Origin of the sequence: Frateuria sp. (genome assembly GCF_035943815.1) — a bacterium.
Taxonomy (GTDB): domain Bacteria; phylum Pseudomonadota; class Gammaproteobacteria; order Xanthomonadales; family Rhodanobacteraceae; genus Frateuria_A.
In genome coordinates this window covers 21,825-40,968 of record NZ_DASZBU010000013.1, presented here as the reverse complement: position 1 = coordinate 40,968, position 19,144 = coordinate 21,825, and the positions used below count along the sequence as shown (strand labels likewise).

The window sequence follows — 19,144 nt, the reverse complement described above, 5'->3', positions numbered from 1 at the left end:
CTTATCGTCCGTGCGGCCCCAAGCCGGCACGTCCACCTCCATCCCTGGCGGAAGCCCCGCATGAGGCTTCCTCGGCGCGCCCATCCGAAGGCGCCGCCGTCCGCGGTTAGCCGCCCTTCTCCAGTCGCTCGATCATCGGTGCGCGGGCCGCCATGATCAACGCGGCGGCGCGCTCCTCGTCCATGCCTTCGATGTCGATCAGGTCGTCGACGGCGAGGTCGGCCAAGTCGTCCACCGTACCGATTTCGCGTGCAGCCAGCGCATAGGCCGTGGCCTCGTCCATGCCCGGCAGGCCGAGCAGCTCCTCGGACGGCTCGGCGATGCCCTCTTCCACCGCCAGCGCCTCGGTCAGCAGTGCGTCGCGGGCGCGCGCACGCAGCTCCTCGACGATGTCCTCGTCGAAGCCCTCGACCGCCAACAGCTCGGCGCTGGGCACGTAGGCGATTTCCTCGACGCTGGAGAAGCCTTCCTGCACCAGGATGTTGGCGATCTCTTCGTCCACTTCCAGCTTGTCCATGAACAACTGGCGCGCGGCCTGCTGCTCGGCTTCGCTCTTGGCGGTGACCTGGTCCTGGGTCATCACGTTGAGCTGCCAGCCGGTGAGCTTGCTGGCCAGGCGCACGTTCTGGCCGCCGCGGCCGATGGCCTGGGACAGCTTGTCCTCGGCCACCGCGATGTCCATCGAGTGCTTTTCCTCGTCCATGATGATGGACTGCACCTCGGCCGGCGCCATCGCGTTGATGACGTACTGCGCCTGATTCTCGTGCCAAAGGATGATGTCCACGCGCTCGCCGTTGAGCTCGTTGGACACCGCCTGCACGCGCGAGCCGCGCATGCCGATGCACGCGCCGATCGGGTCGGTGCGGGTGTCGTGCGCGAGCACGGCGATCTTGGCGCGGTCGCCCGGATCACGGGCGCAGCCCTTGATCTCGACCAGGCCCTGGCCGACTTCCGGCACCTCGAGCTTGAACAGCTCCATCATGAATTCCGGCGCCGCACGCGAGACGAACAGCTGCGGGCCGCGAACTTCCGAACGGACCTCGTAGAGGTAGCCGCGCACGCGGTCTCCGACGCGGGCCGATTCGCGCGGAATGGTCTTGTCGCGCGGAATGAAAGCTTCGGCGTTGGAACCCAGGTCCAGGTAGACGTTGCCACGCTCAACACGCTTGACGATGCCGGTGATCAGCTCGCCCACGCGGTCCTTGTAGGCATCGACCACCTGCTGGCGCTCGGCCTCGCGCACGCGCTGCACGATCACCTGCTTGGCCGCCTGCGCCGCGATGCGACCAAACTCGGCGTTCTCGATCTGCTGCTCGATGTAATCGCCCACCTGCGCGTCTTCGCGCTCGTCCACCGCGTCCATCAGGCGCAGCTGGTGGAACGGGGACTCCATCTCGCCGTCGTCGGCGATGACCTCCCAGCGGCGGAAGGTCTCGTAGTCGCCGCTGTGGCGATCGATCGCCACGCGGATGTCCGGGTCCTCGTCCGGATAGCGCTTCTTGGCGGCCGAAGCGAGCGCGGCTTCCATCGCCTCGAAGATCACCTCGCGCGGCACGCCCTTCTCGTTGGCGACCGCATCGACGACCAGCAACAGTTCTTTGCTCATTGCAGGAACTCCGCGGGCCTCCATCCGGAAGCCCAATGTTAAATTGTCGCGTTCGTCCTGAACGCAGAACCGTGGAACGCGGCCCAAGGAAGGCCGCACTGATTATTTCTTCTTGCCCGGTTGCTTGCCGGGCTTGGGCTGCGGCACGTAGCCGAGCGCGGCCCAGTCCGGCACCACCCGCGCGCTCTCGACCGCGTCATGGTCGAATTCGAACGTCTTGCCTTCCGCTTCGAAATTGAGCCGCATGCCGTCCACCGCGACCAGCTTGCCGCGCAGGCGGCGGCGGCCGTCGATCGGCGCCTTCAGCAGCACCTTTACCTCCTGCCCCACCACCCGGACGAACTGTTCCGCGGTGAACAGCGGACGGTCGATGCCTGGCGAGGAAACCTCCAGCACGTAGTGGCCCGGGATCGGATCCTCCACATCCAGCAGCGCCGAGAGCTCGCGGCTGGCGGCCTCGCAATCGTCCAGGGTGACCTCGCGCCCCTCGGCGTGGTCGAGCACGTCCAGGTAGACGCGCAGGGTACTCTGCCCCTGCGACGGGGAAAACTCCACGCCGATGCATTCCAGGCCAAGATCCGCCAGGACGTCGGAGAAGCGTTGTGCGAGTGCCTGCGTGTCCATAGTCGTCGTTTGCGTGGTTCCAGAAACAAAAAATGGGCGCAACGGCCCATTCCCTTACCCCGACGATGTGCCGACTCGTCCAGGCTCTTCCCGGCGGCGCGTCGGACACCTTGGCGGCCGTCGCACCACGACGCATCCTTGCGCCCAACAAAAAAGCCTCACGAGGAGGCTTTCTTGTTCTAAGAAAGATCTGGTAGCGGGGGCAGGATTCGAACCTGCGACCTTCGGGTTATGAGCCCGACGAGCTGCCAGACTGCTCCACCCCGCATCAGAGTCCGCAAACTATAGCGGCATGGCCGATTTCTTGCAAGCTTTTTGAAACGATTCTTCATCCATTTGCCCCGCCACGTCCGGAGCGAATGCCGTTCCGTCAGCCCGCGAACGCCTCGCGGCACCACCCCAGCAACGGGCCCCAGTACAGGCCCAGCGCCAGCAGCACCAACGCGTTGAGCGAGAGCATGGTGCGCAGGAATCCGTCCGCCTGCGGACGGATCTCCACACCCTCGGCCGGCTTATCGAAATACATCACCTTGACCACCCGCAGGTAGTAGTACAGGCCGATGATCGCGAAGACGATACCTACGATGGCCAGCCACATCATTCCGGCATGGATGGCCGCCTGCAGCACCAGCAGCTTGGCGAAGAAGCCGAACATCGGCGGCACGCCGGCCAGCGAGAACATCGCCAGCATCATCAGGAAGGCCATCCACGGCGAGCGCTGGTTGAGACCCCTGAAGTCGTCGATCTCTTCGCATTCGAAGCCGGCACGCGCCAGCGCCAGGATCACGCCGAAGGCCGCGGTGCTCATCAGCGCGTAGCTGATCGCGTAGAACATCGCCGACGAGTAGCCCTCGGGACCGGCGTTGACCAGGCCCAGCAGCAGGTAGCCCATGTGCGAGATGGTCGAGTAGGCGAGCAGGCGCTTGAGGTTGGTCTGCACGATGGCGACCAGGTTGCCGATCGCCAGCGAAGCCACCGCAAGCACGGCGAGCATCATCTGCCACTGCCCCGCCATGCCACCCATGCCCGACTCGAGCAGGCGGTAGGCCATGCCGAAGGCGGCCAGCTTCGAGGTGGAACCGACAAAGATCGTGACCGCGGTCGGCGCACCCTGGTAAACGTCCGGGATCCACATGTGGAACGGTGCCACGCCGAGCTTGAAGCTGATGCCGACGATCATGAAGATCAGGCCGAACACCAGCAGGTGGTCGAGGCCGGCGTGGGCCACCGCGCCGTGCAGCTGCGCCAGCGCCAGCGTGCCGGTGGCGCCGTAGACCATCGACATGCCGTACAGCAGCATGCCCGAGGACAGCGCGCCGAGCACGAAGTACTTGATCGCCGCTTCGGACGACAGCGGGGAATCGCGGTTGAGCGCGACCAGGCCGTACGAGCACAGCGTCAGCAGTTCGAGGCCCAGGTAGATCATCACAAGGTTGCCCGCCGACACCAGCAGCATCGCGCCGATGGTGGCGAAGATCATCAATGTGTAGAACTCGCCCTGGAACAGCTTGCGGTCGGCCAGATACGGCCGCGAGAACACGAAGATCAGCGCGGTGCACAGCAGGATGAACACCTTGAGGATCTCCGCGACCCGGTCGCGGACGAACATGCCGTCGAAGGCGGTCACCGGCGTGTCGGGCTGGTCGGCGACCACCAGATAGATGCCCACCACCAGCACCAGGATCGAGATCCAGTGCAGGACGGTGCGCTGCTCGGGCTTCATCCAGGCGTCCAGCAGCAACAGCAGGCACGCCGCCGCCACCAGGTAGAACTCCGGCAGCATGATCAGAATGTCGTTGAAAGTCGGCATGGGCGTGTGATTCCGCTTAGATCTTGTGAACGGCGAGCTGCTGCACCAGCTGGGACACCGAGGCGTCCATCAGGTGGATCAGCGGCTGCGGCCAGATGCCCAGCGCCAGCACGGCGGCGGCGAAGGCGATCAGCACGAACGCCTCGCGGCCGTTGATCTCCTCCATCTCGCGCACGTGCGGGTTGGTGATGTCGCCCCACAGCACGCGCTTGACCATCCACAGCGTGTAGGCGGCGCCGATGATCAGGGTGAAGGCGGCGAACAGCGCGATCCACGGGTTGGCGGCGAAGCTCGCCAGCACCACCATGAACTCGCCGACGAAACCGCTGGTGCCCGGCAGGCCGGAGTTGGCCATGGCGAACAGCACGTAGAAGAAGCCGAACCAGGGCATCACGTTAATGACGCCGCCGTAGTCCTTGATCAGGCGCGTGTGCATGCGGTCGTACATGACGCCGATGCAGGTGAACATCGCGCCGGAGACGAAACCGTGCGAAATCATCTGAACCATGGCGCCCTGCATGCCGAGCTTGGCCGCATCCAGGTTGCCGCTGCCGCGCACCAGCATGAAGGCGATGAAGATGCCCAGCGTGACGAAGCCCATGTGCGCCACGGACGAGTACGCCACCAGCTTCTTCATGTCCTCCTGCACCAGCGCCACGTAGCCGATGTAGACGATCGCCACCAGGCTGAGCACGATCACCAGCCAGGCGTAATGGGCGCCCGCGTCCGGCGTGATCGGCAGGATGAAGCGCAGGAAGCCGTAGGTGCCCACCTTCAGCATCACCGCCGCCAGCACCACCGAGCCGCCGGTCGGCGCCTCCACGTGGGCATCCGGCAGCCAGGTGTGCACCGGCACCATCGGCACCTTGATCGCGAAGGCGAGCAGGAAGGCGAAGAACAGCCAGCTCTGCTCCTTCAAGGTCAGCGGCAGCGCCGCCAACGCGTGCAGGTCGAAGGTGCCGGCCTTCAGGTACAGGTAGATCAGGCCGATCAGCATGAAGATCGAGCCGAAGAATGTGTAGATGAAGAACTTCAGGGTGGCGTACACACGCCGCGGACCACCCCAGACGCCGATCAGGATGAACATCGGGATCAGCATCGCCTCGAAGAACACGTAGAACAGCAAGGCGTCAGTGGCGCAGAACACGCCGATCATCAGGCCCTCGAGCACCAGCATCGCGGCCATGTACTGGTGCGGCTTGTCCTGGATCACCTGCCACGCGCCGGCGATCACCAGGATGCCGACGAAGGTCGTGAGCAGGATCAGGGCGATGGAAATGCCGTCTACCGCCAGGCCGTAGTGCACGCCGAGCGACGCGATCCAAATATGGCTTTCGGTGAGCTGCATGGTGCCGTCGACGGCGTTGTAGGCCGGCAGCAGGTACAGGCTGGCCACGAAGGTCAGCACCGCCACCAGCAGCGAGATCCAGCGGGCCAGGTTCGGGCGCGCGGAGCCGGCCAGCAGCACCGGGATCGCGCCGACGATGGGTAGCCAGATCAGCAGGCTGAGCAAGTGATTGAACATGGAGCGCGCTTCCTTATTGCCCGATCAGCCCGGACCCGAAGACCCAGAACCCGCCCAGCAGCAGGATCAGGCCGAGAATCATCGCGAAGGCATAGTGGTAGAGATAGCCCGACTGCAGGCGGCGCACGCCGGCGGCGATGCGCTGCACCAGGGCGGCGGAGCCATTGACCATGGCGCCGTCGATCACCGCGGCGTCGCCGGCCTTCCAGAACAGCCGGCCCAGCCTCACGCCGCCACGGGCGAAGATCGCGAAGTAGACGTCGTCGACCCAGTACTTGCGGTCCAGCACCGTCCACAGCGGCTTGAGCGCGTTCTTGATGCGGCCGGCCATGGCCGGGTTGAACAGGTAGATGTAGGTGCTGATCACGAAGGCGAGCACCACCAGCGCGAACGGCCAGCTCAGCAGGCCATGCAGCGCCATCGCGGCGGCGCCATGGAACTCGCCGCCCAGCTCGCCGAGCACGTTGTTGGCTTCCTCCACGTGTATCGCCTTGCCGAACCAGTTGCCGAACAGCATCGGGCCGATGGTGAAGAAGCCCACCAGCAGCGAAGGAATCGCCAGCAGGATCAGCGGCAGGGTCACCACCCAGGGCGACTCCTGCGGCGCGTGCTCCAGTTCGCCCGGTTTGTGGCCATGGTGCGGATCGTCCGAATGCACGTGGTGCTCGCCGCCGTGGACCTCGTGCGCGTCGTGGTCGTGCGCGTCGTGGTGGGCGGCATGCGCGTCATGCGCGTGGCCGTGATGGCCGACCACCACGAAGCGTTCCTTGCCGTGGAAGGTCAGGTACATCTGGCGGAAGGTGTACAACGCGGTGACGAAGGCGCCGGCCAGCACGCAGACGTAGGCGTAGCCCGCGCCCCAGCGATGCGACTGGCCCACTGCTTCGATGATCGCGTCCTTGGAGTAGAAGCCCGAGGTGAACGGGATCGCCACCAGCGCCAGCGAGCCGATCCACATGGTGATCCAAGTGATCGGCATGTACTTGCGCAGGCCGCCCATGTAGCGCATGTCCTGCTCGTGGTGCATGGCGATGATGACCGAGCCCGCGCCCAGGAACAGCAGCGCCTTGAAGAAGGCGTGGGTCATCAGGTGGAACACCGCGCCGGCGTAGGCGGACACGCCCAGTGCCACCGTCATGTAGCCGAGCTGCGAAAGTGTGGAGTACGCCACCACGCGCTTGATGTCGTTCTGGACGATACCGATCAACCCGGTGAACAGCGCGCCGGTGGCGCCGATCACCATCACGAAGCTCAGCGCGCCGGAAGACAGCTCGAAGATCGGCGACATGCGCGCGACCATGAAGATGCCCGCGGTCACCATGGTTGCCGCGTGGATCAGCGCGGAGATCGGCGTCGGGCCTTCCATCGAGTCGGGCAGCCACACGTGCAGCGGCACCTGGGCGGACTTGCCCATGGCGCCGATGAACAGCAGCACGCAGATCACCGTGGCCGCATCCCAGTGCATGTTCGCGGTCAGCGCCAGCGTCTTGCCGGCCAGGCTGGGCGCGCCGGCGAAGGCGGTGGCGTAGTCCAGCGTGCCGAGGAAATACAGCACCGCGGCGATGCCCAGCAGGAAGCCGAAGTCGCCCACGCGGTTGACCAGGAAGGCTTTCAGGTTGGCGAAGATCGCCGTCGGGCGCTTGTACCAGAAGCCGATCAGCAGGTAGGACACCAGGCCCACGCCTTCCCAGCCGAAGAACAGCTGCATGAAGTTGTTGCTCATCACGAGCATCAACATCGCGAAGGTGAACAGCGAGATATAGCTGAAGAAGCGCTGGTAACCGGGGTCGTCGGCCATGTAACCGATGGTGTAGACGTGCACCAGCAGCGACACGAAGGTCACCACCACCATCATCATGGCGGTGAGGCGGTCGACCAGGAAGCCGACGCTGACGTGCAGGCGGCCAATCTCGAACCAGGTGTAGATGTCCTGGTTGTAGGACGGGGCGCCACCGGCAGTGATCTGGTACAGCACGTAGAACGACAGCGCGCAGGAGACAGCCAGGCCAAGGATGGTCACGCTGTGCGCGCCGGCGCGGCCGATCTGCTTGCCGAGGAAACCGGCGAGCAGGCAGCCGGCCAGCGGAGCGAGCGCGATGATCAGCAGGATGGTTGTGGACAGTTGCATCGGCTCAGCCCTTCATCGAGTCGATTTCGGCGACGTTGACCGTGCTGCGGTTGCGGAACAGCAGCACCAGGATCGCCAGGCCGATCGCGGATTCGGCGGCCGCGACGGTGAGGATGAAGAACACGAACACCTGGCCGGCCACGTCGCCATGGAAGCGCGAGAAGGCCACGAAGTTCATGTTCACCGCGAGCAGCATCAGCTCGATCGCCATCAGCAGCACGATCACGTTCTTGCGGTTGATGAACAGGCCGGCCACGGCGATGCAGAACAGCACCGCGCCCAGCACGATGAAGTGCGACAGCGTGATCATTGGCGTGGCTCCTGCGAAGCGGTCGACTCGTCGGGGCGCGAAGGCGCCATCTTGACCACGCGGATGCGGTCGCGCGCCTGCACGCGCACCTGCTCGCTGGCCGACTCGTGGCGCTTGTCGCCGCGATGGCGCAGGGTCAGCGCCACGGCCACCACCACGCCCACGGTGAGGATCAGCGCAGCGATCTCGAACGGCAGCAGGTACTGCGTGTAGAGCGCCTGGCCCAGCCACGCGGTATTGGACAGGCCCGCGACAGTGGCCGGATCAGCACCCATCACCTGCCCGTGCATCACGCGCACGCCGATCAGCGCCAGCATTTCCGCCAGCATGACCAGGGCCACGACGACGCCCACCGGCAGGTAGCGGATGAAGCCCTCGCGAACGTGCTCCTGCTTGATGTCCAGCATCATCACCACGAACAGGAACAGCACCATCACGGCGCCGACATAGACGACGATCAGCGCGATGGCGAGGAATTCCGCTTCGGCCAGCAGCCAGATGCAGGCAGTGCTGAAGAAGGTCAGCACCAGCGAGAGCACCGCGTGTACCGAGTTCTTCAGCGTGATCACCGCCAGCGCGGCGGCCACGGTGACGGCGGCGAAGCCGTAGAAGCAGACGAGTTGGAACAGGTTGGTATCGATCATGTCGGTGCCCTTAGCGGAACGCCGCGTCTTGCGCGCGGGCCGCGGCGATTTCCGGCTCGAAGCGGTCGCCGATGGCGAGCAGTTGCGCCTTGCTCACCACGTTCTGGCCGCGCTGTTCGAAGTGGTACTCCATCACCGAGGTCTCGACGATCGAGTCGACCGGGCAACTTTCCTCGCAGAAGCCGCAGAAGATGCACTTGAACAGGTCGATGTCGTAGCGCGTGGTGCGGCGCTGTCCGTCGCTCTCGCGCGGGGCCGAGTCGATGGTGATCGCCAGCGCCGGGCAGACCGCCTCGCACAGCTTGCACGCGATGCAGCGTTCCTCGCCGTTGGCGTAGCGGCGCAGCGCATGCAGGCCGCGGAAACGGTTCGAGCGCGGGATGTGCTCCATCGGGAAGCGCACCGTGTATTTGGGCTTGAACATGTAGCGCAAGGTCAGCGCCATGCCCTGGAGCAGCTCGATGAGCAGCAGGCTCTTGAAGTAGTTGGTAATGCGGTTCATGGATGCCTTATGCCCCCGTGCCGACCAGGACCCAGCCGAAATACTTCATGCAGCCGGCCACCAGCACCCACACGATCGTGATGGGAATGAACACCTTCCAGCCCAGCCGCATGATCTGGTCGTAGCGGTAACGCGGGAACGTCGCGCGGAACCACAGGAACAGGAAGGACATCAGGAAGGCCTTGATCAGCAGCCAGACGAAGCCGCCGGTCCAGATCCAGTTGATCCAGCCGGGAGCGTCTGCATGGATCCAGCCCTGCAGCGGGCTCAACCAGCCGCCCAGGAAGAAGATCGAGGCGAGGAAGCTCACCAGGATCATGTTGGCGTACTCGGCCAGGAAGAAGATGGCGAAGGCCGAGCCGGAATATTCCACGTGGAAGCCGGCGACGATCTCCGATTCGCCTTCGGCCACGTCGAACGGAGCGCGGTTGGTCTCCGCCACGCCCGACACGAAGTAGACGACGAACACCGGCAGCAGCGGCAGCCAGAACCAGTCGAACAGGCCCTTGCCACCGGCCTGCGCGTGCACGATGTCGGTCAGGTTGAGCGAGCCGGCCAGCACCAGCACGCAGACCAGCGACAGGCCCATGGCGAGCTCGTAGGAGATCACCTGCGCGGCCGAGCGCATGGCGCCGAGCAGCGCATAGCGCGAGTTGGACGCCCAGCCCGCCAGGATGATGCCGTACACGCCCAGCGAGGTCATCGCCAACAGGTAGAGCAGGCCGGCATTGACGTTGGCCAGCACCATTTTCTCGCCAAAGGGCACCACCGCCCAGGCGGCGAACGCCGGCACCAGCGCCAGCAGCGGCGCCAGGTAGTAGAGGACGCGATTGGCGCTGGAAGGAAGGATCACCTCCTTGATCAGCAGCTTCACCACGTCGGCGAAGGCCTGCAGCATGCCGAAGGGGCCAATCTTGTTCGGCCCCATGCGCACGTGCATCCAGCCGATGACCTTGCGCTCCCAGTACACGAACATGGCCACCGCCAGGATCAGCGGCACCGCGATGCACAGGATGTACAGGACCGGCAGCCCCACTTGATGGATGAGTTGATCCAGCATCGTGTTACGCCTTGCTCAGGGTAAGGGCGGCGCCGTAAGGCGGCAGCGTGGCAGTCAGGTCGTGCGCGGCCTCGATCCATGCGGCGCCATCGGGCACGGCCGCATCGACCACCACCGGCAGCGGCGAGTCGCCGACGCGCACCTCCGCGCCGGCGGCAAGGCCGTGGCGCATCGCCTCGTTCGCGTTCAGGCGCACGGCCGGCGCGCGGTTGATCGGGTGGGCGTTGAGCGCCGCGGACCGACGCACTACCGCATCGCTGCGGTAGATCGGCCAGGTCGCCAGGCGCACCAGGCCGTCCGCTGCACGCTGGCGCGAGGCCAGCGTGCCGGCCTGCGCCGGCAGCGGACGCTCGGCGATGCCGGAACGCAGGCCGGCCAGGTCGTCGAACTCGAAGCCGGCCAGTTGCAGCATGCCGCCGAGCGCGCGCAGCACCTTCCAGCCCGCACGCGCCTCGCCGGGCGCCTTGGCGCCGGCCAGGATCGTCTGCGCCAGCCCATCCACGTTGACCAGCGTGCCGTCGATCTCCGGCACCAGCGCGATCGGCAGGATCACACTGGCCACCTCGCGCAACGCGGGGCTGGCGTAGGCGCTGAACGCCACCACCACCTGCGCGGCACGCAGCGCGGCCATCGTCCTGGCGCCGTCGGCGAAGTCGTGCGGCGGCTCGACGCCGTAGAGCACGTAACCCTTGCGCTGTTGCGCGAGCATCGCCTGCGCGTCCAGGCCGCCGTTGCCCGGCAGCAGACCGCCCTGCCCCAGCCCCAGCGCATTGGCGCCCACCGGCAGTTCGTTGTAGCCGGCGCCGGTGGCCTGCGCGATGAAGCGCGCGATGGCGCGCAGCCACGACGCCTGCGGATGCGTGGCCGCCGCCTCGCCCAGGATGACCACGGCCTTGCCAGCCTTGAGCACCGCGATCGCGTCACGGTCGCCCTGGTCGCTCTGCGCGCTGCTGATGGCGTCGGCCAGCATGTCGGGCGCGGTGGCGCCGTCGCCGACCGCGGCCTTGGCCAGCGCGAGCAGCGCGTCGACCAGCGCCGCCGGCGACACGATGGCTTCGCCGGCCAGCGCGTAGTTGAAGCCGAAGCGCGCCGGGTTGACCGCGTACACCTTGGCGCCGCGCTTGACCGCCTGGTGCAGGCGGTGGTTGAGCAACGGCATTTCGTAGCGCAGGTCCGAGCCCACCAGCAGCGCGCCCTTGACCTGGCTCACCTCGGCGACGGGAACCTCGAAGCGGATCGCGACCGGGCGATCGGACAGGTCCAACTGGCGCAAGCGATGGTCGACATGCGCGCTACCCAGGCCGCGGGCCAGGCGCAGCAGCAGGTCGCCTTCCTCGTTGGTGGTGGCGGGCGAGGCCAGAATGCCGAGCTCGCTGCCGGGCACCGACTTCAGCGCCTCCGTGGCGACGGAAAGCGCGTCTTCCCAACTGGCGCTCTGCCACTGCCCGTTGCGCTTGATTTCAGGCGCATGCAGGCGGTCGGCGGCGTACAGGCCTTCGTGGCTGAAACGGTCACGGTCCGACAGCCAGCACTCGTTGATCGCCTCGTTGTCTCGCGGCACGGTGCGCAGCACCTCGCCGCGGCGCGTGTGCAGCCACAGGTTGGAACCCAGCGCATCGTGGTAGCCGATCGAGGGACGCGCAATCAGCTCCCAGGCGCGCGCCTTGAACTGGAACGGCTTGTTGGTCAGCGCGCCGACCGGGCAGACGTCGATGATGTTGCCGGAAAGCTCCGTTTCCACCGTCTTTCCGATATACGTGCCGATCTGCAGGTTCTCGCCGCGGTTCATGCCGCCGAGCTCGTAGGTGCCGGCGATCTCGCTGGTGAAACGCACGCAACGCGTGCACTGGATGCAGCGGGTCATCTCGGTGGCGACCAACGGACCGATGTTTTCATCGGCGATGGTGCGCTTGCGCTCGGTGTAGCGCGACACGCTGCGGCCATAGCCCAGGGCCACGTCCTGCAGCTCGCACTCGCCACCCTGGTCGCAGATCGGGCAGTCCAGCGGATGGTTGATCAGGAGGAACTCCATCACGTCTTTCTGGAACTTCAGCGCCTTGTCCGAGCGCGTCATCACCTTCATGCCCTCGGCCACCGGGGTGGCGCAGGCCGGCTGCGGCTTGGGCATCAGCTTGCCGCCCATCTCCACGTCGACCAGGCACATGCGGCAGTTGGCGGCGATGGGGAGCTTGCGGTGGTAGCAGAAACGCGGAATGGCGACGCCGATGGAATCGGCGGCCTCGATGATCATGGCGCCCTTGCGGATCTGCGTGGGCTTGCCGTCGACCTCGATGTTGACCAGGTCGGGGGCGGTAGTGGTCGGCTGCGCGCTCATCAGGCGGCGACTCCCTGGTTTGAAGCAGCAAGCTTGTCGTCGGTCATCGAGCGGCCGTTGCGCACGAAGTATTCGAATTCGTTCCAGAAGTGGTGCAGGAAGCCCTGCACCGGCCATGCGGCGGCCTCGCCGAAGGCACAGATGGTGTGGCCCTCGATCTGGCCGGCCACTGCCTTCAGGCGATGCAGGTCGTCCTCGGTGCCCTTGCCTTCCACGATGCGGCTCAGCACGCGGTACATCCAGCCGGTGCCTTCGCGGCAGGGCGTGCACTGGCCGCAGGATTCGGCCATGTAGAAGCGCGCGATGCGGTGGCAGGCGCGCACCATGCAGGTGGTCTCGTCCATCACGATGACGGCGCCCGACCCCAGGCCCGAGCCGGCCTTCATCAGGCTGTCGTAGTCCATGGTGCACTCGAGCATGGCCGATGCCGGCAGCACCTTCATCGAGGAGCCGCCCGGGATCACCGCCTTGAGCTGCTTGCCGTTGCGCACGCCGCCGGCCATCGCCAGCAGGTCCTTGAACGGGGTGCCAAGGCGGATCTCGAAATTGCCCGGGTTGTTGACGTGGCCGGAGACCGAGAAGATCTTCGGGCCGCCGTTGTTGGGCTTGCCGAGGTTCAGGAACCAGTCCGCGCCGTTGCGCAGGATCGCCGGCACCGAGGCGTAGGTCTCGGTGTTGTTGATCGTGGTCGGCTTGCCGTACAGGCCGAAGTTGGCCGGGAACGGCGGCTTGAAGCGCGGCTGGCCCTTCTTGCCTTCCAGCGACTCCATCAACGCGGTTTCCTCGCCGCAGATGTAGGCGCCGGCGCCGAGCGCCGTGTAGATGTCCACGTCGATACCCGAGCCCTGCACGTTCTTGCCCAGCAGCCCCGCCGCGTAGGCTTCCTTCAGCGCGGCCTCGAAGTGCTCGTACGGCTCGTGGTGGAACTCGCCGCGCAGGTAGTTGTAGGCCACGGTCGAGCCGGTGCAGTAGCAGGCGATCGCCAGGCCCTCGATAACCGCGTGCGGGTTGTAGCGCAGGATGTCGCGGTCCTTGGCGGTGCCGGGCTCGGACTCGTCCGAATTGCAGAGGATGTACTTCTGCATCGTGCCCTTGGGCATGAAGGACCACTTCAGGCCCGTGGGGAAGCCGGCGCCGCCGCGGCCGCGCAGGCTGGACTTCTTCACTTCCTCCACGAGCGCGGCCGGATCGGGCTTCTCGGCCAGGATCTTGCGCCACGCCTTGTAGCCGTCGACCTTCTCGTAGCTGTCCATCGACCACGGCGTGTCGAAGTGCAGCGTGGTGTAGACGACCTGGTGGTCTTGCGGTGCGGGTCCGACCGGACCGTTGCTGCTAGCCATGCCTCACTCCAGACCGTCGAGAATTTGGTCGAGCTTCTCGGTCGTGAGCCGCTCGTGGTAATGCCCGTTCACCGTCATCGCCGGCGCGTACACGCAGGCGGCGATGCACTCCTCTTCCTTCTTCAGGTACACGCGCCCGTCCGGCGTGCTTTCGCCGAGCTTGATGCCGAGCCTGCTCTCGCAGTGGCGCACCAGGTCCTCGGCGCCGTTGAGCCAGCACGAGATGTTGGTGCAGATCGCCACGTTGTTGCGGCCGACCGGCTTGGTTTCGAGCATCGAGTAGAAGCTCGCCACCTCGTAGCCCCACACTGCGGGCAGGTCCAGGTAACGGGTCACCGCAACGATCAGCTCGTCGGTGAGGAAGCCGCCGTTCTGCTCCTGCGCTGCGAACAGCGCCTGGATCAGCGCCGAGCGCTTGCGGTCCGGCGGGAACTTGGCGACCCACAGGTCGATGTGGTGGCGGGTGTGCTCGTTCAGCACGACGAGCGGATCGACGTGCTTGACCTGCTCGTAATTTCCGGTGGCCTTCATGGGAATCTCCGTGGTGCCGGCTTAGCGGTCGACTTCGCCGAACACCAGGTCATAGGTACCGATCATCGCCACCACGTCGGCCAGCATGTGGCCCCTGACGGTGGCATCCATCGACGAGAGGTGGGCGAAGCCCGGCGCACGCAGGTGTACGCGGAAGGGCTTGTTGGCGCCGTCGGAAACCAGGTAGCAGCCGAACTCGCCCTTGGGCGCCTCGACCGCGCAGTAGGTCTCGCCGGCGGGCACGCCGTAGCCCTCGGTGAACAGCTTGAAGTGGTGGATGAGCGCTTCCATGCTCTCCTTCATCTCGGCGCGCGAGGGCGGCGAGACCTTGAAGTTCTTCACCATGACCGGGCCGGGGTTGGCGCGCAGCCAGTCCACGCATTGCTTGATGATGCGGTTGGACTGGCGCATCTCTTCCACGCGCACCAGGTAGCGGTCGTAGCAGTCGCCGTTGACGCCCACCGGGATGTCGAAATCCATCTCGGCGTACTTGGCGTAGGGCTGCTTCTTGCGCAGGTCCCACTCCACGCCCGAGCCGCGGATCATCGCGCCGGTCATGCCCCAGGCCTTGGCCATCTCCGGGCTGATCACGCCGATGCCGACGGTGCGCTGCTTCCAGATGCGGTTGTTGGTGAGCAGGTCTTCGTACTCGTCCACGCGGGACGGGAAGATGCGCGTGAACTCCTCTATGAAGTCCAGCATCGAGCCTTCGCGCGCGCTGTTGATCCGCTTCAGGTCCGCGCCCTTGTGCCAGGGCGATTCCTTGTACTGCGGCATGCGGTCGGGCAGGTCGCGGTAGACGCCGCCCGGACGGTAATAGGTCGCGTGCATGCGCGCGCCCGAGACCGCCTCGTAGACATCCATCAGTTCCTCGCGCTCGCGGAACGCGTACAGGAACACCGCCATCGCGCCCAGATCGAGCGCGTTGGAGCCGATCCACATCAGGTGGTTCAGGATGCGGGTGATCTCATCGAACATCGTGCGGATGTACTGCGCGCGCTCCGGCGCCTCGATCCCCAGCAGGGTCTCGATCGCGCGCACGTAGGCGTGCTCGTTGCACATCATCGACACGTAGTCGAGGCGATCCATGTAGCCGATCGACTGGTTGAACGGCTTGGACTCGGCCAGCTTCTCGGTGCCGCGGTGGAGCAGGCCCACGTGCGGGTCGGCACGCACCACGGTCTCGCCGTCCATCTCCAGCACCAGGCGCAGCACGCCATGCGCGGCCGGATGCTGCGGGCCGAAGTTCATCGTGTAGTTGCGGATTTCTTGCACGTCAGTTGCTCCGCCAGTCGTCTGCGGCCTCGGCCCTGGCCTGGATGAGGTCGGCGTCGTCGCGGATCACGCGCGGCACCAGCACGCGCGGCTCGATCGTCACCGGCTGGTAGACCACGCGCTGCTGCTCGGCGTCGTAGCGCACCTCCACGTTGCCGATCAGCGGGAAGTCCTTGCGGAACGGATGGCCGACGAAGCCGTAGTCGGTGAGGATGCGGCGCAGGTCCGGATGGCCGTCGAACAGGATGCCGTAGAGGTCGAAGGTCTCGCGCTCGAACCAGTTGGCGACCGGCCAGATGCCGGTGAGCGAGGGCACCATCGGCAGCGCGTCGTCCTGGCAGAACACGCGCAGGCGAAGTCGCCGGTTGTGACTGATCGAAAGCAGGTGCACGACCACCGCGAAACGGCGCGGCATGTCGGCATCGCGCGGACGCTCGGCCCAGTTGAAGCGGCCCATCGCCTGCCCTTCGACGCCACGGGAAAAGCCGGTGGCGGTGACGGTCTCGGTGGCCCACTCGTCCTGGCCGTAGCCGAGGTAGTCGACGCCACAGACGTCGATCAGCTGCTCGAAGCGGAACTCCGGCTCGTCGCGCAGCGCGGCGGCGACGCTGAGCAGGTCGGTGGCAGCCAGTTCGGCGGTCGTCTCGCCGCCGCGCGCGGGCAGCAGCGTGAGGGTGTCGCCGAACCGCGCCGCGAGACGGGCGGCCAGCGAGGTGTTTTGCGTATCGGTCATGGCTCGTGCCTTAGCCGCGGGCGATGGTGCTGGTGCGGCGGATCTTCTTCTGCAACTGCAGGATGCCGTGGATCAGCGCCTCGGCCGTGGGCGGGCAGCCGGGCACGTAGATGTCCACCGGCACGATGCGGTCGCAGCCGCGCACCACCGAGTACGAGTAGTGGTAGTAGCCGCCGCCGTTGGCGCAGCTGCCCATGGAGATCACCCACTTCGGATCGGGCATCTGGTCGTACACGCGGCGCAGTGCCGGCGCCATCTTGTTGACCAGAGTGCCGGCCACGATCATCACGTCGGACTGGCGCGGGCTCGGGCGGAAGATCACGCCGTAGCGGTCCAGGTCCAGGCGCGCGGCACCGGCGTGCATCATCTCTACCGCGCAGCAGGCCAGGCCGAAGGTCATCGGCCACATCGAGCCGGTACGGGCCCAGTTCATCAGCGCGTCGATCGAGGTGGTGGCGAAGCCGCGCTGCACGACCGGGTTGTCCTCGGCCGGGCGCAGGATGTCGTCGACCAGGTTCAGCGGCTCCGGGTTGTGCATCACCCGGTCGATGGAAGACAGCATTCCCATTAGATCAGTCCCATTCCAGTGCACCTTTCTTCCACACGTAGGCGAACCCGACCACCAGCAGCAGCAGGAACAGCGCCATCTCGATCAGCGCGACGATGCCGATGCGCTGGAACACCACTGCCCAAGGGAACAGGAAGGCGATTTCCAGGTCGAAGATGATGAAAAGGATCGCCAGCAGGTAATAGCGCACATCGAAACGCATGCGCGCATCCTCGAACGCCTCGAAGCCGCACTCGTAAGCGGCCAGCTTGATCGCCTCGGGACGGCGCGGGCCGGCGAGCATGCCGATGGCCAGGAGCACTACCCCCAAGCCGGTGGCGACGCCGATGAACAGCAGGATGGGCCAGTATTGAGCGAGCACGGTGCAACGTACCTCCGCGCCTTTGGGGCGCATCAGTGACCGCGGGTAACGGTCCGGCAGGTTCCAGTTCGGCAGGCCGCACGCGGCAAGGGCTGTCCGGCCACGATCGCACGCGTGGGGGCCGCGAGCGTCCGATTTCCACGAATTCCGTTCGTGTAACCGCCGCATTGTATCAGCGGGTGCGGGGACAACGCCAAGGGTTGCGAACACGACAGGCAATGCGGTTGCCTGCCTTGCGGGCAGCCGGGAAGGTGACGCTTTCGGCGCCGGCTGGCGCGACTGTCACATGGTGTGCGTGGGGCGCTCCGACCCCAGCACGCCGGCGAGAATGTTCTCGATGCGCTGGCGCGCCGCCTCGGCATCGCCCGATTCGTTGAAGTGCACGCCGATGCCGGCAGTGCGATTGCCCTGCGCGCCGAGCGGGCTGATCCAGGCCACCTTGCCCACCACCGACAGGCGCTCGGTCTCGTCCATCAGCGTGATCAGCAACACCACCTCATCGCCCAGCGCGTAGCGCTGCGCCGTCGGCGCGAACAGGCCGCCGTTTTTCAGGTACGGCATGTACGCGTTGTACAGCGACGCGGCGTCCTTGATCTTCAGCGAGATGATGCCCTGGCGGGCGGCGATGGGGGTCATGCTTGGGCTCCGGACCGGCGTTGGCGCCGGCGCTCCGGCATCGTAGCGAGCGCGGGGAACGGGCGCAAAGCGCCCGCAACCCGGCACGGCCACGCGAAAGCTACAGCTCGCACCATCCCCAGCGGTCGAAGATCCACGGCGAGGGCACGTCCATGTCCAGTCGCGCGAAGCAGGGGGCGGTGGGCACGTCGGCCAGGCGGTAGCGTCCCTGCCCGTCGCGTCGCAATGGCGCCTGGTTCCATCGCCAGTGCTGCACGCCGTCAGGACTGGCCACGGTCAGGCGCAGGCGGGAATGCCATGCCCGGGGTTGCCACGGCAGCGCACCCGCCTCGCGGTCGCCGGGAGGGCGTGCCACGCGGTCGTAGCGTTCCGGGCGGTCGGTGAGGCGGCGCATGCGGCCTGCGCTCAGCGCCATCTGGCTGCCATGCGCCGACAATGCGCCGAGCTTGACCGCGTGACGGGCAGCGTCGGCCGGCAACGTGACGTCGCCGGCCGGCTCTTCGCGGCCATGCACGAGATAGCCCAGCAACAGCGGCGGCTCGATGCCTCCCTCGGCCAGCGCCAACCGTACCAGCACGTGCGCGCTGCCGTGATCCGGATGGCGGTCGCCCAGTGCCGGCAAGGCAACCACGTTGGGCCGGAAGGCGACCAGTTGCTCGACCAGGCGCGTAAGCGCGGACGGGGCACGCTCGCGCAGCAGCGCTGTCAGGCCCATGTCAGGCCAACCCATGGCCCGCAGCGCATCGAACGGAATATCGAGCCGCTGCAGGGCCTGGGCCACCTCGCCACGCCGGCGGCGGCCCCAGCGCGCGCGGTCTTCGCCGCCGACCCACAGGCGCCGCTCCAGCCAGCGCTGCGGCCACGGGTTGTCGTCGCCGTCGGTCAGCAGCATCACGCGCACCTCGCCGCCCGAGGCGCGCACGAGTTGCAACAGTTCGCCGGTACCGATGGTTTCGTCGTCGGGATGCGGGGCGACCACCAGCAGGCGGGTCCGCGCGTCGGGGCTGTACAGCTCCGGGCTCAACGGCATGTCGTGGCGCCTCCCGCGCCCGGGTATGGGAAACGCAGTCGCGTGGGGCGCGGGCGTCGATGCGTGCCAGCTTGCTGTACGCCGCGTTCGTGCGGTGTGTAGCGTCCGGCCGGAATCCTGCGTGCC

The 19,144-nt window shown here is 66.4% G+C and carries 18 protein-coding genes and 1 tRNA gene; all 19 read right to left on the bottom strand.

The genetic code is table 11. From position 1 onward, the window contains the following. Nucleotides 1-106: 106 nt before the first annotated feature. Nucleotides 107-1,606: a transcription termination factor NusA gene (gene nusA / locus VGU65_RS09220; RefSeq protein ID WP_327474985.1), complete on the bottom strand. Its 1,500-nt coding sequence runs from the start codon at nucleotides 1,604-1,606 to the stop codon at nucleotides 107-109. Between the two features lie 102 nt (nucleotides 1,607-1,708). Further along, nucleotides 1,709-2,230 (bottom strand): ribosome maturation factor RimP, encoded by a 522-nt coding sequence (gene rimP / locus VGU65_RS09215; protein WP_327474983.1) that lies wholly within the window; start codon nucleotides 2,228-2,230, stop codon nucleotides 1,709-1,711. 191 nt (nucleotides 2,231-2,421) lie between these two features. Then, nucleotides 2,422-2,498 (bottom strand) — tRNA-Met (locus VGU65_RS09210). Between the two features lie 102 nt (nucleotides 2,499-2,600). Further along, complete coding sequence (gene nuoN, locus VGU65_RS09205; protein WP_327474981.1) at nucleotides 2,601-4,040, bottom strand: NADH-quinone oxidoreductase subunit NuoN; 1,440 nt, start codon at nucleotides 4,038-4,040, stop codon at nucleotides 2,601-2,603. 16 nt (nucleotides 4,041-4,056) lie between these two features. Next, complete coding sequence (locus VGU65_RS09200; RefSeq protein WP_327474979.1) at nucleotides 4,057-5,565, bottom strand: NADH-quinone oxidoreductase subunit M; 1,509 nt, start codon at nucleotides 5,563-5,565, stop codon at nucleotides 4,057-4,059. Nucleotides 5,566-5,578: 13 nt separating this feature from the next. Further along, a complete protein-coding gene (gene nuoL / locus VGU65_RS09195) occupies nucleotides 5,579-7,693 on the bottom strand; it encodes an NADH-quinone oxidoreductase subunit L (protein ID WP_327474977.1) in 2,115 nt (704 codons plus the stop codon). Nucleotides 7,694-7,697: 4 nt separating this feature from the next. After that, nucleotides 7,698-8,003, bottom strand: a complete 306-nt coding sequence (nuoK, locus tag VGU65_RS09190) for an NADH-quinone oxidoreductase subunit NuoK (RefSeq protein ID WP_291190924.1) — start codon at nucleotides 8,001-8,003, stop codon at nucleotides 7,698-7,700. Beyond that, nucleotides 8,000-8,647, bottom strand: coding sequence for an NADH-quinone oxidoreductase subunit J (locus tag VGU65_RS09185; protein WP_327474972.1), 648 nt, complete (start codon nucleotides 8,645-8,647; stop codon nucleotides 8,000-8,002). Before VGU65_RS09185 ends, nuoK begins: the two co-directional genes overlap by 4 nt. A gap of 10 nt (nucleotides 8,648-8,657) precedes the next feature. Further along, nucleotides 8,658-9,149 carry an NADH-quinone oxidoreductase subunit NuoI gene (nuoI, locus tag VGU65_RS09180; RefSeq protein WP_327474971.1) on the bottom strand — a complete coding sequence of 164 codons (492 nt, stop codon included), beginning with the start codon at nucleotides 9,147-9,149 and terminating at the stop codon, nucleotides 8,658-8,660. A gap of 7 nt (nucleotides 9,150-9,156) precedes the next feature. Then, complete coding sequence (nuoH, locus tag VGU65_RS09175) at nucleotides 9,157-10,209, bottom strand: NADH-quinone oxidoreductase subunit NuoH (protein ID WP_327474969.1); 1,053 nt, start codon at nucleotides 10,207-10,209, stop codon at nucleotides 9,157-9,159. 4 nt (nucleotides 10,210-10,213) lie between these two features. Continuing rightward, on the bottom strand, nucleotides 10,214-12,544 hold the full coding sequence (gene nuoG / locus VGU65_RS09170; RefSeq protein ID WP_327474967.1) for an NADH-quinone oxidoreductase subunit NuoG: 2,331 nt from the start codon (nucleotides 12,542-12,544) through the stop codon (nucleotides 10,214-10,216). Further along, complete coding sequence (gene nuoF / locus VGU65_RS09165; protein ID WP_327474965.1) at nucleotides 12,544-13,884, bottom strand: NADH-quinone oxidoreductase subunit NuoF; 1,341 nt, start codon at nucleotides 13,882-13,884, stop codon at nucleotides 12,544-12,546. Before nuoF ends, nuoG begins: the two co-directional genes overlap by 1 nt. A 3-nt stretch (nucleotides 13,885-13,887) precedes the next feature. Next, nucleotides 13,888-14,415, bottom strand: coding sequence for an NADH-quinone oxidoreductase subunit NuoE (nuoE, locus tag VGU65_RS09160; RefSeq protein ID WP_327474963.1), 528 nt, complete (start codon nucleotides 14,413-14,415; stop codon nucleotides 13,888-13,890). A 21-nt stretch (nucleotides 14,416-14,436) separates the two neighbouring features. Further along, entirely contained in the window at nucleotides 14,437-15,666 is a 1,230-nt protein-coding gene (locus VGU65_RS09155; RefSeq protein ID WP_327475036.1) for an NADH-quinone oxidoreductase subunit D, read from the bottom strand. A gap of 25 nt (nucleotides 15,667-15,691) precedes the next feature. Further along, entirely contained in the window at nucleotides 15,692-16,423 is a 732-nt protein-coding gene (locus tag VGU65_RS09150; RefSeq protein ID WP_327474961.1) for an NADH-quinone oxidoreductase subunit C, read from the bottom strand. A 10-nt stretch (nucleotides 16,424-16,433) separates the two neighbouring features. Beyond that, a complete protein-coding gene (locus VGU65_RS09145; RefSeq protein ID WP_327474959.1) occupies nucleotides 16,434-16,991 on the bottom strand; it encodes a NuoB/complex I 20 kDa subunit family protein in 558 nt (185 codons plus the stop codon). Between the two features lie 4 nt (nucleotides 16,992-16,995). Further along, nucleotides 16,996-17,352 (bottom strand): NADH-quinone oxidoreductase subunit A, encoded by a 357-nt coding sequence (locus VGU65_RS09140; protein ID WP_327475034.1) that lies wholly within the window; start codon nucleotides 17,350-17,352, stop codon nucleotides 16,996-16,998. 282 nt (nucleotides 17,353-17,634) lie between these two features. Next, a complete protein-coding gene (locus VGU65_RS09135; RefSeq protein WP_327474957.1) occupies nucleotides 17,635-17,988 on the bottom strand; it encodes a PilZ domain-containing protein in 354 nt (117 codons plus the stop codon). A gap of 100 nt (nucleotides 17,989-18,088) precedes the next feature. Next, nucleotides 18,089-19,018, bottom strand: a complete 930-nt coding sequence (locus VGU65_RS09130; protein WP_327474955.1) for a PIG-L deacetylase family protein — start codon at nucleotides 19,016-19,018, stop codon at nucleotides 18,089-18,091. Nucleotides 19,019-19,144 lie beyond the last annotated feature (126 nt).